The organism is Microbacterium ginsengisoli (assembly GCF_000956535.1).
In the GTDB taxonomy this organism is placed as follows: Bacteria; Actinomycetota; Actinomycetes; order Actinomycetales; family Microbacteriaceae; genus Microbacterium; species Microbacterium ginsengisoli.
In genome coordinates this window covers 1-13,245 of record NZ_JYIY01000073.1, presented here as the reverse complement: position 1 = coordinate 13,245, position 13,245 = coordinate 1, and the positions used below count along the sequence as shown (strand labels likewise).

Here is a 13,245-nt window from a genome sequence, read left to right as displayed (position 1 = left end):
GCCGTCAGGGGGCGTCGACGGTCGCCGAGAGCCGCCGCGCGACGGTCTCCTCCACGACGAGATCGGTGATGATCCCGGCGCGCAGTGCGCCGCGCAGTGCATCGAGCTTCGACTCGCTCGACACGACGCACAGGCGATGCGGGATGCGCTTGACGGCTTCGAAGTCGGGGCCGCTCGAGCGACCGTTCAGAGGGATGCCGTCGGGGGTGCCGTCGCCGCGGTAGAACACCGTCGCGCAGTCGCCCACCACGTCGTAGCGCGCGAGGGTGTGCATGTCGTCGGCGGTGAAGTAGCCGCCGGCGTAGACGTGGGAGGGGACGTCGGCCTTGGGGGAGCCGAGGCCGAACACGAACAGCCCGACCCGCGCCTGCACGTCGAGCACGGAGCGCACCGAGCGCTCCCGCCACATCGCCTGCTTGGTCATGGGGTCGTCGAAGAGGGCGGGAACGGGGAAGTAGTGCACCCGCGCATCGAACGCGCGCCCGAAGCGGTCCAGGATCTCCCCGGCGTAGCCGATGCCGGATGTCTCGACGTTCGCCGCCCCGTTCATCTGCACGACGTGGCTGTTGTGCAGCGCCTTGCGCGGCAGGTTGCGGGCGATGGCTGAGAGGGTGGCGCCCCAGGCGGCGCCGATGACCATATTCGAGTCGGCCATCATCGCGAGGATCCGCGCCGCCGACATCGCGGTGCGTTCGAGCCGCTCGGCCTCGGTCACCCGTGGCCGGGTGGGCACGACGTGCACGGTGACGCCATAGCGCTCGCCGAGCCGCTGGGTCAGGTGGCTCGCCGCCTCCTGTGGGGAGTGCACGGTGATCTCGACGAGTCCGCTCTCGCGCGCGTACGCGAGCAGGCGCGAGATGGAGGAGCGCGAGATCTTCATCTCGTTCGCGATCGCGTCCATGTTGCGGTCCTGCAGGTAATAGAGCTGTGCGGCCCGCAGGGCGTCGCGCGAGCGCGTGGCGTTCGCATCCTCTGACATTGCGACCATCCTCTTCGCACGAATGTGCAGTCGATTCCCCGGGATGCACATTCTTGCACTTTGGTTGCACGAACGTGCGAACGGGTCCACTCTGAGGGTGTCTGTCAATGAGGAGTTTCACCGTGAGCGTGTCAGAGCCGACCCCCCTACGTTCGTCCGTCGCCGCCCTTCGCGAGCGCCCGACGGCAGACGTGCTCATCATCGGTGGCGGGATCAACGGTCTCGCCACGTTCCGCGACCTGGCCCTGCAGGGCGTGGATGTCGCGCTCGTCGAGCGTGGCGACTTCGTCTCGGGTGCCTCGTCCGCCTCGAGCCACATGGTGCACGGTGGCGTGCGTTACCTCGAGAACGGCGAGTTCCGCCTCGTGAAGGAGGCCGTCACCGAGCGCAACCGCCTGCTGAAGACCGCTCCCCACTACGTGCGGCCGCTGCAGACCACCATCCCGATCTTCCGCACCTTCGCGGGCATCCTCTCCGCCCCCTTCCGTCTGCTCGTCACGCACGGCACCGGCAAGCCCAGCGAGCGCGGCGCCCTGCTGATCAAGGTCGGGCTCATGATCTACGACACCTTCTCCCGCGACGGCGGGACGGTTCCACGTCACCGCTTCGCCCGCCGCGCGTCGTCGCTGCGCGAGTTCCCCGACATGAACCCCGACGTCGCCTACACCGCGACCTACTACGACGCCTCGATGCACGACCCCGAGCGTCTGGCGTACGACGTGCTGCAGGACGGCCGTGAGGTCGGCGGCGACCGTGCACGGGCGGCGAACTATCTCGAAGCCGCCGCCTCCGACGGCTCGTCGGTCGTGCTGCGCGACACCGTCTCGGGCGAGCGCTTCTCCTTCACCGCCAAGGTCATCGTCAACACGAGCGGCCCCTGGACCGACCTCACCAACGACGCCCTCGGCACCCCGACCCGCTTCATGGGAGGGACGAAGGGCTCGCACATCGTGCTCGACAACCCCGAGCTGCTCGCGGCCACGCGGGGCAACGAGATCTTCTTCGAGCACTCCGACGGCCGCATCGTGCTGATCTACCCGCTCAAGGATCGCGTGATGGTCGGCACCACCGACATCAACGCAGACCCGAGCAAGCCCGTGGTGTGCACCGACGACGAGGTGGACTACTTCTTCGACCTCGTCGGTCACGTCTTCCCCGGCATCGCGGTCGACCGCTCGCAGATCGTCTACACGTTCTCCGGCATCCGCCCGCTCCCGCGTCACGACGACCTCGCCCCCGGCTTCGTCTCCCGTGACTACCGCATCGAGAAGGGCGCCCTGGGCGGCACCCCGGTGCTCAGCCTCGTCGGCGGCAAGTGGACGACCTTCCGTGCGCTCTCCGAGCACGTGAGCACGGATGTCACCACCATCCTCGGCGTCACGCGCACCGCCTCCACCGCCACCCTGCAGATCGGCGGCGGCAAGGGCTATCCCCGCTCCGACGGAGAGCGTCGCTCGTGGATCATCGACCACGCGGCAGGGCACGACGCGGCCTTCGTCGACCGCATGCTCGAGCGCTACGGCACCAAGGCCGCGCCGCTGCTCGCTGCACTTCCGGTCGGCGAGGCCGACCTGGGTCAGGTTCCCGGCTACACCGCTTCCGAGCTCGCGCACCTCGCGGCATCCGAAGACGTGGTCAGCCTTCTCGATCTGCTGCTGCGCCGCACCTCGATCGCGTTCGTCGGGGGTCTCACCCTCGCCGCGCTCGACGAGATCGGCCGCAGCATCCAGGAGTCGATGCACTGGAGCGACGAGGAGGTGCAGTCGCAGGTCGCCGAGACCGTGCGCACGCTCTCCGAGGCCCACCGCATCGACGTCACCCGATCAGGCGTCGCCTTCCACGCCGCCTGACACCAGCTCCGGTGCGACCTGACACCGGCGGACACATCACTCAGGTCACTCATAGAGCCGGGCCGGCGCCGTCGAGGCAGAGGCGTCGTACCGGAGAAAACGAAAGGTCAACGTCGACATGTCATCAGTCAACCTGGGGTTGTACTTCCTCTCCGAGGTGGTGGGCACGGGGATGCTCATCCTGCTCGGTTGCGGTGTCGTCGCCAACGTCATCCTGGCGAAGAACAAGGGCTTCGGTGGCGGCACGCTCATGATCAACTGGGGCTGGGGCCTCGCGGTGTTCGCGGGTGTGCTCGCCTCGGCGTACTCCGGTGCGCAGCTGAACCCGGCCGTCTCGTTCGGTCTGCTCATCGCCGGCAAGATCGACGGTGCAGAGTTCGGCACCGCCGTCGGCGGCCAGTTCCTCGGTGCGTTCATCGGTGCGGTGCTCACCTGGCTCGCCTACCGCGACCACTTCGATGCCGAGCCCGACCCGGCGGCGAAGCTCGGAGTCTTCTCGACCGGCCCCGCGATCCGCTCGTACTTCTGGAACCTGGTCACCGAGATCATCGCCACCTTCGTGCTGGTCTTCGTGATCTTCGCCTTCGCCGACTACGGCGACATCCAGATCGGTGTCCCCGGTGGCCTCGGCCCGCTGACGGCCGTTCCGGTCGCCCTCCTCGTGGTCGGCATCGGCGCCTCGCTCGGCGGCCCGACCGGATACGCCATCAACCCCGCCCGTGACCTCGGCCCCCGCATCGCGCACGCGCTGCTGCCGATCAAGGGCAAGGGCTCGAGCGACTGGGCCTACTCGTGGGTCCCGGTCGTCGGACCGCTCATCGGTGGTGCCATCGCCGCCTTCGCGGCCCCCGTGCTCCTGCACCTCGGCCACTGATCGATCCCATCCTTCGACACAGACAAGGAAGTCACACCACTATGAGCACCTACGTCATCGCGATCGACCAGGGGACCACCTCCTCGCGCGCGATCATCTTCGACAAGGCCGGCAGCATCATCGCCACCGGTCAGAAGGAGCACGAGCAGATCTTCCCCAAGGCGGGATGGGTCGAGCACAACCCCGTCGAGATCTGGCAGAACGTGCAGGAGGTCATCGGCATCGCGCTCGCGAAGGCCGACCTGACCCGTCACGACATCGCCGCCGTCGGCATCACCAACCAGCGCGAGACCGCCGTCGTGTGGGACAAGAACACCGGCGAGCCCGTCTACAACGCGATCGTGTGGCAGGACACCCGCACGCAGTCGATCGTCGACGAGCTGGCAAAGGGCGACACCGAGCGCTACAAGGAGATCGTCGGCCTGCCGCTGGCGACCTACTTCTCGGGCACGAAGATCAAGTGGATCCTCGACAACGTCGAAGGTGCCCGCGAGCGCGCCGAGGCGGGCGACCTCCTCTTCGGCACGACCGACACCTGGGTGCTCTGGAACATCACCGGCGGCCCCGACGGCGGCGTGCACGCGACCGACGTCACCAACGCCAGCCGCACGCTGTTCATGGACCTGAAGACGCTGTCGTGGCGCGAGGACATCCTCGCCGACTTCGGCGTGCCGCTGTCGATGCTGCCGGAGATCCGTTCGTCCTCCGAGGTGTACGGCACGGTCGAGGACTCGTCGCTGCTGCGCGAGACCCCGGTCTCGGGCATCCTCGGCGACCAGCAGGCCGCGACCTTCGGCCAGGCGGCGTTCGATCCGGGTGAGAGCAAGAACACCTACGGCACGGGCAACTTCCTCATCTTCCAGACGGGCGAGGAGATCGTCCACTCGAAGAACGGCCTGCTCACGACCCTCGGCTACAAGCTCGGCGACCAGCCCGCGCACTACGCGCTCGAGGGATCGATCGCCGTCACCGGGTCGCTCATCCAGTGGCTGCGCGACAACCTGGGCCTCATCTCCAGCGCTCCCGAGGTGGAGGAGCTGGCGAAGTCGGTCGAGGACAACGGCGGCGTCTACTTCGTGCCGGCGTTCTCGGGTCTGTTCGCGCCGTACTGGCGTCCGGACGCCCGCGGTGCGCTGGTGGGTCTGACCCGCTATGTCAACAAGGGTCACATCGCCCGCGCGGCGCTGGAGGCCACGGCCTTCCAGACCCGCGAGGTGCTCGACGCGGTCAACGCCGACTCCGGTGTGGACCTGACCGAGCTGAAGGTCGACGGCGGCATGATCGCGAACAACACGCTCATGCAGTTCCAGGCCGACATCCTCGGTGTGCCGGTGGTGCGCCCGGTCGTGGCCGAGACCACCGCGCTCGGTGCCGCCTACGCGGCCGGTCTCGCGGTCGGCTTCTGGTCGAACCTCGACGACCTGCGTGCCAACTGGCAGGAGGACCGACGCTGGGAGCCGAAGCTCGACGCCGACGAACGCGACCGTCAGCTGCGTCTGTGGAAGAAGGCCGTCACCAAGTCGATGGACTGGGTCGACGCCGACGTGCGCTGAGCGCACACGTCACCGCGGGGCGCGGGCGGCTTCGGCCGCCCGCGCCCTCGTCGTTGCCGCGGCATCCAGCGTGATACTGAGTCCCACGCTGGTCGAGACTCGATTCCGCGACTAGGCTGACGACGGATGCCGCGGGCCCTCGCCCAGGCGGTTCGAAGGAGAACACATGGACATCACCGGAGCGAGCGCGCTCGTCACCGGCGGCGCGAGCGGACTGGGCTTCGCCACCGCGCAGCGCCTGACCGAGCTCGGCGCCACCGTCACCATCGTCGACCTGCCGTCGTCTCCCGGTGCGGAGCGCGCCGCGGAGCTCGGCGGGTCGTTCGCCCCCGCCGACGTCACCGACCCGGAAGCGGTCGCGGCCGCCGTGCAGCTCGCCGTCGCGGCCGGTCCGCTGCGGGTCGTCGTCAACTGCGCGGGCATCGCCCCGCCCGCGAAGGTGCTCGAGCGCGACGGCACGCCGAGCCCGCTGGCGGCGTTCGAGCGCATCGTCCGCGTGAACCTCATCGGCACCTACAACGTCATCGCGCAGGCCTCGGCCGCGATCGCGGTGAGCGAGCCGACCGCCTCGGGCGACCGCGGCGTGATCGTCAACACCGCGAGCGTCGCGGCGTTCGACGGCCAGATCGGCCAGCCCGCGTACTCGGCGTCGAAGGGCGGCGTGCACGCCATGACCCTGCCGATCTCGCGCGAGCTCGCTCGCTACGCCATCCGGGTGACGACGATCGCTCCCGGCATCATGGAGACGCCGATGCTCGCGGGTCTCCCGCAGCCCGCGCAGGACTCCCTCGGTCAGCAAGTGCCCTATCCGCAGCGCCTCGGCAAGCCCGCGGAGTACGCGTCGCTCGTCGCCGAGATCGTGCGCAACGGCTACCTCAACGGCGAGACGATCCGTCTCGACGGGGCGATCCGGATGGCGCCGCGATGAGCGACCCGCTGCTCTATTCCGTCGAGGACGGCCTCGCCCGGCTCACCCTCAACCGCCCCGAGCGGCTCAACGCGTTCGACGACGCGCTCGCCTACGCCTGGGCCGACGCGACCGCCGACGCGACGGCGCGCCCCGATGTGAAGGCGATCGTGGTGGATGCCGCCGGCCCCGCCTTCTGCGCGGGCGGAGACGTGCTCGCCATGGCCTCGGGCATCGGCTCGGCCCGCGCGCTCGAGGAACTCGCGCACGTGATCTCGCGCGGCATCCTCTCGCTCACCGAGTCGAGCGTGCCCGTGGTCGCCGCGGCGCACGGCACGACGGCGGGCGGCGGGCTCGGCATCCTGCTCGCCAGCGACTACGCGATCGTCGGACAGAACTCGAAGATCGGCAGCCGCTACGCCAGCATGGGCCTCACCCCCGATCTGTCGGTCACGGCGCAGCTCGCCCGCGCCGTGGGGGAGCGTCGCGCGCTGCAGCTCGTGCTGCAGGAGCGGCTGCTGCCCGCCGAGGAAGCCCTCGACTGGGGGCTCGTCGCCGAAGTCGTCGAGCCCGACCGCGTGCAGGCGCGCGCGGTCGAGGTGGCCCGCGAGTGGATCGCGGGAGCCGCCGGCGCGTATGGCCAGGCCAAGCGTCTCGTGCGTGCGGGCACGCGGCGGCCGTTCGCCGATGCCGTCGCCGACGAGGCCGCGTCGATCGGCGCCGCCTTCGACACCCCCGAGGCGCAGGCGCGCATCGCCGCGTTCGCCGCGGCGGCAACCCGGCGCTGACGCCCCATCACTCGACGAGGAGAGACATGACCGAGGCATCCCTTGCCGGCAAGACCATCCTGATGTCCGGCGGAAGCCGCGGCATCGGCCTGGCGATCGCCCTGCGCGCGGCGCGCGACGGCGCGAACATCGCGCTGATCGCGAAGACCGACACCCCGCACCCGAAGCTCGCGGGCACTGTGCACACTGCGGCCGCCGCGATCGAGGCGGCGGGCGGACGCGCCCTGCCGATCGTCGGCGACGTGCGCAACGAGGACGACATCACCGAGGCGGTGCTGAAGACCCAGGGTGAGTTCGGCGGCATCGACATCGTCGTCAACAATGCGAGCGTGATCGACCTGTCGGGCTCGCTCGACCTCGCGACCAAGAAGTACGACCTGATGCAGGGGGTGAACGTGCGCGGCACGTTCCTGCTGTCGCGGGCCGCGCTTCCCGTGCTCAAGGACGCGCCGAACCCGCACATCCTGTCGCTGTCGCCGCCGCTGAACCTCTCGTCGAAGTGGCTCGGCGCGCACACCGGGTACACGCTCGCGAAGTACGGGATGACGATGGTCACCCTCGGGCTCGCCGCGGAGTTCGCCTCGTCGGGCATCGCGGCGAACACGCTGTGGCCCCGCACGACGATCGCGACCGCCGCGGTGCAGTTCGCGCTCGGCGGTGACCGCATGATGAAGGTCAGCCGCACCCCGGAGATCTACGCCGACGCCGCCTACGAGGTGCTGCTGCAGCCGTCGCGCGAGTACACCGGGCAGACCCTCATCGTCGAGGACGTGCTCGAGGACGCCGGCATCACCGACTTCTCGGCCTACGCTGCGGTACCCGGAACCCCCGACAGCGACCTGTTCCCCGACATCTTCCTCGACTGATCGCCGCCGACGGTCGTCCCTGCGCGGGGCGGCCGCCGGCGATCGGATGCCGCCTGACCGTCGAACTCAGACGAGCCCGTGGCGGGCGAACGCGGCGTACACGCCGCCGTCGTCGACGCTCGCGGTGATCTCATCGGCGGCGGCTTTGACCGCGGCATCCGCGTTGCCCATCGCGATGCCGACGCCGGCGACACCCAGCATCTCGATGTCGTTCGACCCGTCGCCGATCGCGATCGTGCGCTCGAGCGGCACACCGAGGCGCTCGGCGAGCTCGACGATGCTCGCGCCCTTGTCGATGCCGGGGTAGGTGACCTCGCCGCCGGCCTCGCCGAGGTAGGGCACGGTGCCGGTGATCACGTGGAAGCGGTCACCGAGTCCGTCGCGCACGGTCGCGTAGGTCGTCGCCTCGACGCCGAAGAACGTCGACTTCGCGATGCCGGTGAGGGGTGCGGCGCCGCTGCGGGAGAAGCGGTCGGCAAGACGGGCGAGGTCGGCGCGCTCGGCCTCGGTGTCGCCGCCCGCCCGCGCGTGCAGGATCGGGCGAATGCGGTCGAACAGCCCCGCGCTCGGGTACACGTTCTCGAACGCCTGCAGCGTGAACTCGACCTCGTGCCGCGAGTAGAACTCGATGAGCTGCTGCACGGCGTCCTCGGGGAGGGTGTGGGAGGCCACCAGCTCGCCCTGGAACTCGGTGAACCCGCCGCCGGCGGAGATGACCCCGTCGAAGCCGATCGCGTGGATGCGATGCGAGATCTCGACCGGCGAACGGCCCGAGCAGATGAGCACGACGTGGCCGTTTCCGCGGGCCGTGTGCACGGCCTCCGCCACGCGCGGCGAGAACCGCTGGTCGTGATCGAGGATGGTCCCGTCGATGTCGAGGAAGACGAGGCGCGATGCGGTCACTGTGGGGCTCCAGGGGGTCGTGCTCCCAGCCTACGGGCGCGGTCAGTGGCCTCCGACGAACAGCAGGGCGACGCCGAGCACGATGATGATGGCGCCGCCGGTCGCCGTCAACGTCTGGATGCGGCGGGGCGAGCGTCCGAACCAGGCGCGCGCCCCGGCGGCCACCAGCGCCCAGACGGCATCCGAGAGCACCGCCATCGCGACGAACACGAGACCGAGCTCGAGCAGCTGCAGCTGCACCGATCCCGCCGCCGGCGCGACGAACTGCGGCAGTACGGCGACGAAGAAGGCGATGGTCTTGGGGTTCGTGACGCCGACGACGAAGCCCTCGCCGAGCTGCCGCCACCGCGACGCGGGCGGGAGGGTCGCGGCATCCGTCGACGCCTGCCGCCGCCGATGACGGATCGCCTGCACGCCGAGGTAGACGAGGTAGGCGGAGCCCGCGATGCGCACCGCGAGGAACAGCGGCGGCGACGAGGCCACGATCGTTCCCACGCCGAACGCGACGAGGACGACGAGAGGAACCTGGCCGAGCGCGCCGCCGAGCACGCTCACGAGGCCGCCGACGCGACCGAGCGCGAGCGAGCGTCCGATGATGAACAGCACCCCGGGGCCCGGCACCACGATGATGACGGCCGCCGCGATGACGAACGCCACGAGGCTGTCGGCGGGAACCACCCGCACAGCGTAATGGCCGCGGCATCCGCCCGACGCCCTACCCTGGAACCATGACCCCCGCAGCCGCAAACGAGCCCGCCGCGACGTCGGGCGTGCGCCAGGTGCGGCCGCGCACCGAGGGCTGGCAGCAGAAGAAGGATGCCACCGGTCGCCCCCTGCTGCAGTTCGCCAGCCCCAAGCGGGGCAAGCCGCCGGTGCACCTCGCCGACCTCACCCCGGCCGAGCGCGTCGTGAAGGCGGTGGAGCTGGGTCTTCCGGGGTTCCGGGCGAAGCAGCTCGAGAAGCACTACTTCGGGCATTACACCTCGGATGCCGCGGCGATGACCGACCTGCCGGCGACCGGCCGCGACGAGCTCGTCGCCGGACTCCTCCCGCCCCTGCTGACCGAGGTGCGACGCCTCGAGACCGACCGCGGCGACACGATCAAGTTCCTGTGGAAGCTGCACGACGGTGCGCTCGTCGAGTCGGTGCTGATGCGGTATCCGGGCCGCATCACCCTGTGCGTGTCGAGTCAGGCCGGGTGCGGCATGAACTGCCCGTTCTGCGCGACCGGGCAGGCGGGCCTCACCCGCAACATGTCGGCCGCCGAGATTATCGAGCAGGTCGTGCGGGCGAACCGGCTCATCCGGGACGGCGGCTTCGGCACGGCCGCCCACCCCGATGAGCGCGTGACGAACATCGTGTTCATGGGCATGGGGGAGCCGCTCGCCAACTACGCGCGCCTCATGCAGGCCGTGCGGGTGATGGTCGACAAGGACCACGGTCTCGGTATGAGCGCCCGCGGCATCACCGTCTCGACGGTGGGTCTCGTCCCCGCGATCCGCAAGCTCGCCGACGAGAACATCCCGGTCACGTTCGCGCTGTCGCTGCACGCGCCCGACGACCACCTGCGCGACGAGCTCATCCCGGTGAACTCGCGGTGGAAGGTCGACGAGGCGCTCGACGCCGCCTACGCCTACTACGAGAAGACCGGTCGGCGGGTGTCGATCGAGTACGCCCTCATCAAGGACATGAACGACCACGCGTGGCGGGCGGACCTGCTGGCGGAGAAGCTCAACCAGCGCGGGCGCGGCTGGGTGCACGTCAACCCGATCCCGCTGAATCCCACCCCCGGTTCGGTGTGGACCTCGTCGGAGCGCGACGTGCAGGACGAGTTCGTGCGCCGCCTCAACGACGCCGGGGTGCCGACGACCCTGCGCGACACCCGAGGCAAGGAGATCGACGGCGCCTGCGGGCAGCTTGTCGCGACCGCCGAGGACGAGGCCGCCGCAGCGGGCGCGCCTGTCGCCTGACGCGCTCGTCGCCGCGCGCGAGGAGGCCGCGTCTCGGGCGGCATGTCCGTGCCGGGGCACCGCTCAGGCGGGTGGGTCGACCGATGGCGCCGTCTGCTCGACGCGGGCGAGGATGCGCTGCGCGAGCCGCATGAACTCCCGGGTCGCGGGCGAGATCGCCCCCGACCGGCGCGTCACGAACGCGTAGTGCTCGACCACGGGCGGGTCGAGTGGCGCCCAGAACATCCCGCGCCGAGCGATCATCGATCGGCCGACGTGGAACGACACCAGCGAGTCGCCGACGCCCTGGGCGGCGAGCTCGAGCGCGTGCGTCTGGAACTCGACCTCGACGATCGGCTCGACCGTCACGCCAGCGCTCTGCGCCCGCTCGAGCAGAGAGACGCGCAGCGGATCGTCGTTCGACCACCGTGCTTCAGAGAGGATGAGGCGGCGCTGGGCGAGCGTCGTGATGTCGATCGGCCCGCGGGCGTTGTCGGGGTCGACGGTGACGTACACGGCCTGGTCGACGAAGACGCTCGGGGTGACGGTCAGCTCGCGGTCGTCGATCGGCAGCTGCACGAGCCCCGCTTCGAGGTGGCCGTCGCGGACGGCGTCGGCGACCTCGGCGGAATTGAGACCGGTCACTCGGATTCGCACGCCGGGGAACCGGGTGCGGAACTCCCTGATGAGGTCGGTCAGCAGATAGAGATGTGCGCTGTTGAAGGTGCCGAAGGACACGGTGCCCTGGTCGACCGATTTCACCCGGCGGCTCATGTCGGCGACCTCGGTCACGTTCGCGACCGCGCGTTCGGCGAGAGGCAGCAGTTGTTTGCCGGCGTCGGTGAGCAGCAGGCGACGTGAGGTTCGGGTGAAGAGGGCCAGGTCAAGCGACTTTTCGAGCACGGTGATCTGCTCAGACAGGCTCGGCTGTGCGACGTGATGCGCGGCGGCCGCGGCCGCGAACGTGCCGAGGCGCGCGGCGGTCACGAAGTACTCCAGCTGGCGCACGGTGGGCAGTCCCATGGGATCTCCTTCTCAAGGCTCTGCCTATATCTATCAAAAGATAGTCAGGCTTGCCCTGTCTTTCGTCTGCTGGTGCACTGTCTTCACACCCCCGACGAAAGGTCCCCCGCCGATGTCCGCCTCGCCCCGCACCATCCTCATCACCGGCTCCTCGAGCGGGATGGGGCTGACCACCGTGGAGGCGTTCCTCGCCGACGGATGGCACGTGCTCGCTGTCGACATCACCGCGCCTGCAACCGGACCCGCCGATGCGCTCGTGCCACTCGTCGCCGATGTGCGCGACCGCGACGCCCTCGAGGCGGCGCTCGCCGCAGCCCTCGCCCCCGGCTCCCGCATCGACGCGATCGCGAACATCGCCGGCATCTACCCGCCCACGACCCTCGACACCTACGATGAGGCGACCTACCGTCGCATCTTCGACATCAACGTGCTCGGTGTGCTCAACGTGATCGCCGCCGCTCGGCCCTACCTCGGTGACGGCTCGGCGATCGTGAACTTCGCCTCGGTCGATGCCTACGAGGTCTCCCGCGGCCAGCTGCTGTACGGGGCCTCGAAGGCGGCCGTCACGATGCTCACCAAGTCGCTCGCCCTCGAGCTCGCCGGCGCCGGCATTCGGGTCAACGGCATCGCCCCCGGCTGGGTGGCCACCCCCGGCAACGCCGCAACCGGACGAATGGATGCCGCGGCCGCGTCGATCCCGCTGGGTCGCGTCGCCCGCCCGGAGGAGATCTCCGCGTGGGTGCGCATCCTCGTCGACCCGGCATCGGTCGCGTTCATGACCGGCGAGACCGTGGTGCTCTCGGGTGGAGACGTGATCCGATGAGCTCCGCCGGGACGGTCGTGATCACCGGCGCCGCGCGCGGCCAGGGCGCCGCCCACGCGGCCCGCCTTGCGCGGCGCGGGGTGCGGGTCATCCTCGCCGACGTGCTCGATGAGGCCGGCGAGGCGGCCGCCGCCGAGCTGCGCGCCGACGGCCTCGACGCCGAGTACCGCCATCTGGATGTCACCAGCGAGACGTCCTGGCAGCAACTCGCAGACGAGCTGGGGGCCGCGGCATCCGTCGTCGGTCTCGTCAACAACGCGGGCGTGCTGCGGTACGCGGCGCTCGCCGACGTCACCGTCGCCGACTGGGATCTGCAGCAGCGGGTCAACGTGCTCGGCCCCCTGCTCGGCACGCGCGCGTTCGCGCCGCTGCTGCGCGAGTCCCGCGGCGCGATCGTCAATGTGTCGTCGACGGCCGCGCTCGTCGGCTCGGCGGGCTACGCCGGCTACGCGACCACGAAGTCCGCGCTCATCGGACTCACTCGGGCCACCGCGATCGAGCTCGCCCCCGAGGTGCGCGTCAACGTCATCTGCCCCGGCGGCGTCGCCACCGCGATGAACGACGACGAACCTGCCGGCGGCACGAGCGACGCGACCCCGCTCGGCCGTCGCGCGCGCCCGGAGGAGATCTCCCCCCTCGTGGACTACCTGCTCTCGGACGACGCCTCGTTCGTGACCGGTGCGGTCTACGCCATCGACGGCGGACTCACCGCCCACTGACCCCCTGGAAG

13 protein-coding genes are annotated in these 13,245 nt (G+C 70.1%); 9 read left to right on the top strand and 4 right to left on the bottom strand.

Going from position 1 to position 13,245, the window contains the following annotated elements; translation table 11 throughout:
• Positions 1 to 4: 4 nt before the first annotated feature.
• Entirely contained in the window at positions 5 to 979 is a 975-nt protein-coding gene (locus tag RR49_RS07495) for a sugar-binding transcriptional regulator (protein WP_048809066.1), read from the bottom strand.
• Positions 980 to 1,107: 128 nt separating this feature from the next.
• Between RR49_RS07495 and RR49_RS07490 the strand changes: the two genes are divergently transcribed.
• The 6 genes from RR49_RS07490 (at position 1,108) to RR49_RS07465 (ending at position 7,817) form a co-directional block, all read left to right on the top strand.
• Positions 1,108 to 2,829 (top strand): glycerol-3-phosphate dehydrogenase/oxidase, encoded by a 1,722-nt coding sequence (locus RR49_RS07490; RefSeq protein WP_425411860.1) that lies wholly within the window; start codon positions 1,108 to 1,110, stop codon positions 2,827 to 2,829.
• Positions 2,830 to 2,947: 118 nt separating this feature from the next.
• A complete protein-coding gene (locus RR49_RS07485) occupies positions 2,948 to 3,703 on the top strand; it encodes an MIP/aquaporin family protein (protein ID WP_045247460.1) in 756 nt (251 codons plus the stop codon).
• A gap of 41 nt (positions 3,704 to 3,744) precedes the next feature.
• The gene (gene glpK / locus RR49_RS07480) at positions 3,745 to 5,256 is read left to right on the top strand and encodes a glycerol kinase GlpK (RefSeq protein WP_045247459.1); all 1,512 of its coding nucleotides are present in this window, start codon (positions 3,745 to 3,747) and stop codon (positions 5,254 to 5,256) included.
• Positions 5,257 to 5,422: 166 nt separating this feature from the next.
• On the top strand, positions 5,423 to 6,184 hold the full coding sequence (locus RR49_RS07475) for an SDR family NAD(P)-dependent oxidoreductase (protein ID WP_045247458.1): 762 nt from the start codon (positions 5,423 to 5,425) through the stop codon (positions 6,182 to 6,184).
• A complete protein-coding gene (locus RR49_RS07470; RefSeq protein WP_045247457.1) occupies positions 6,181 to 6,951 on the top strand; it encodes an enoyl-CoA hydratase/isomerase family protein in 771 nt (256 codons plus the stop codon). Before RR49_RS07475 ends, RR49_RS07470 begins: the two co-directional genes overlap by 4 nt.
• A 26-nt stretch (positions 6,952 to 6,977) precedes the next feature.
• A complete protein-coding gene (locus RR49_RS07465) occupies positions 6,978 to 7,817 on the top strand; it encodes an SDR family oxidoreductase (protein WP_045247456.1) in 840 nt (279 codons plus the stop codon).
• A 66-nt stretch (positions 7,818 to 7,883) separates the two neighbouring features.
• On the opposite strand, the gene RR49_RS07460 is transcribed toward RR49_RS07465, so the two are convergent.
• Both RR49_RS07460 and RR49_RS07455 read right to left on the bottom strand, forming a co-directional pair.
• Positions 7,884 to 8,720, bottom strand: coding sequence for a Cof-type HAD-IIB family hydrolase (locus RR49_RS07460; RefSeq protein ID WP_045247455.1), 837 nt, complete (start codon positions 8,718 to 8,720; stop codon positions 7,884 to 7,886).
• 42 nt (positions 8,721 to 8,762) lie between these two features.
• On the bottom strand, positions 8,763 to 9,398 hold the full coding sequence (locus tag RR49_RS07455; RefSeq protein ID WP_045247454.1) for a LysE family translocator: 636 nt from the start codon (positions 9,396 to 9,398) through the stop codon (positions 8,763 to 8,765).
• A gap of 50 nt (positions 9,399 to 9,448) precedes the next feature.
• Between RR49_RS07455 and rlmN the strand changes: the two genes are divergently transcribed.
• The gene (gene rlmN, locus RR49_RS07450) at positions 9,449 to 10,690 is read left to right on the top strand and encodes a dual-specificity RNA methyltransferase RlmN (protein ID WP_045247453.1); all 1,242 of its coding nucleotides are present in this window, start codon (positions 9,449 to 9,451) and stop codon (positions 10,688 to 10,690) included.
• A 63-nt stretch (positions 10,691 to 10,753) separates the two neighbouring features.
• Here rlmN and RR49_RS07445 read toward each other — a convergent pair whose 3' ends face one another.
• Positions 10,754 to 11,692 (bottom strand): LysR family transcriptional regulator, encoded by a 939-nt coding sequence (locus tag RR49_RS07445; protein ID WP_045247452.1) that lies wholly within the window; start codon positions 11,690 to 11,692, stop codon positions 10,754 to 10,756.
• 112 nt (positions 11,693 to 11,804) lie between these two features.
• Here RR49_RS07445 and RR49_RS07440 point away from each other — a divergent pair, with 112 nt between their 5' ends.
• Both RR49_RS07440 and RR49_RS07435 read left to right on the top strand, forming a co-directional pair.
• Complete coding sequence (locus RR49_RS07440; protein ID WP_045247451.1) at positions 11,805 to 12,515, top strand: SDR family NAD(P)-dependent oxidoreductase; 711 nt, start codon at positions 11,805 to 11,807, stop codon at positions 12,513 to 12,515.
• Complete coding sequence (locus RR49_RS07435) at positions 12,512 to 13,234, top strand: SDR family NAD(P)-dependent oxidoreductase (protein ID WP_045247450.1); 723 nt, start codon at positions 12,512 to 12,514, stop codon at positions 13,232 to 13,234. The genes RR49_RS07440 and RR49_RS07435 overlap by 4 nt, the downstream gene beginning before the upstream one ends.
• Positions 13,235 to 13,245: the final 11 nt, after the last annotated feature.

Bases quoted from the DNA above. Each gene is read 5' to 3' on its own strand.
- RR49_RS07495 (WP_048809066.1), bottom strand. From the start codon at position 979: ATGTCAGAGGATGCGAACGCCACGCGCTCGCGCGACGCCCTGCGGGCC.
- RR49_RS07485 (WP_045247460.1), top strand. From the start codon at position 2,948: ATGTCATCAGTCAACCTGGGGTTGTACTTCCTCTCCGAGGTGGTGGGC.
- glpK (WP_045247459.1), top strand. From the start codon at position 3,745: ATGAGCACCTACGTCATCGCGATCGACCAGGGGACCACCTCCTCGCGC.
- RR49_RS07475 (WP_045247458.1), top strand. From the start codon at position 5,423: ATGGACATCACCGGAGCGAGCGCGCTCGTCACCGGCGGCGCGAGCGGA.
- RR49_RS07470 (WP_045247457.1), top strand. From the start codon at position 6,181: ATGAGCGACCCGCTGCTCTATTCCGTCGAGGACGGCCTCGCCCGGCTC.
- RR49_RS07465 (WP_045247456.1), top strand. From the start codon at position 6,978: ATGACCGAGGCATCCCTTGCCGGCAAGACCATCCTGATGTCCGGCGGA.
- rlmN (WP_045247453.1), top strand. From the start codon at position 9,449: ATGACCCCCGCAGCCGCAAACGAGCCCGCCGCGACGTCGGGCGTGCGC.
- RR49_RS07445 (WP_045247452.1), bottom strand. From the start codon at position 11,692: ATGGGACTGCCCACCGTGCGCCAGCTGGAGTACTTCGTGACCGCCGCG.
- RR49_RS07440 (WP_045247451.1), top strand. From the start codon at position 11,805: ATGTCCGCCTCGCCCCGCACCATCCTCATCACCGGCTCCTCGAGCGGG.
- RR49_RS07435 (WP_045247450.1), top strand. From the start codon at position 12,512: ATGAGCTCCGCCGGGACGGTCGTGATCACCGGCGCCGCGCGCGGCCAG.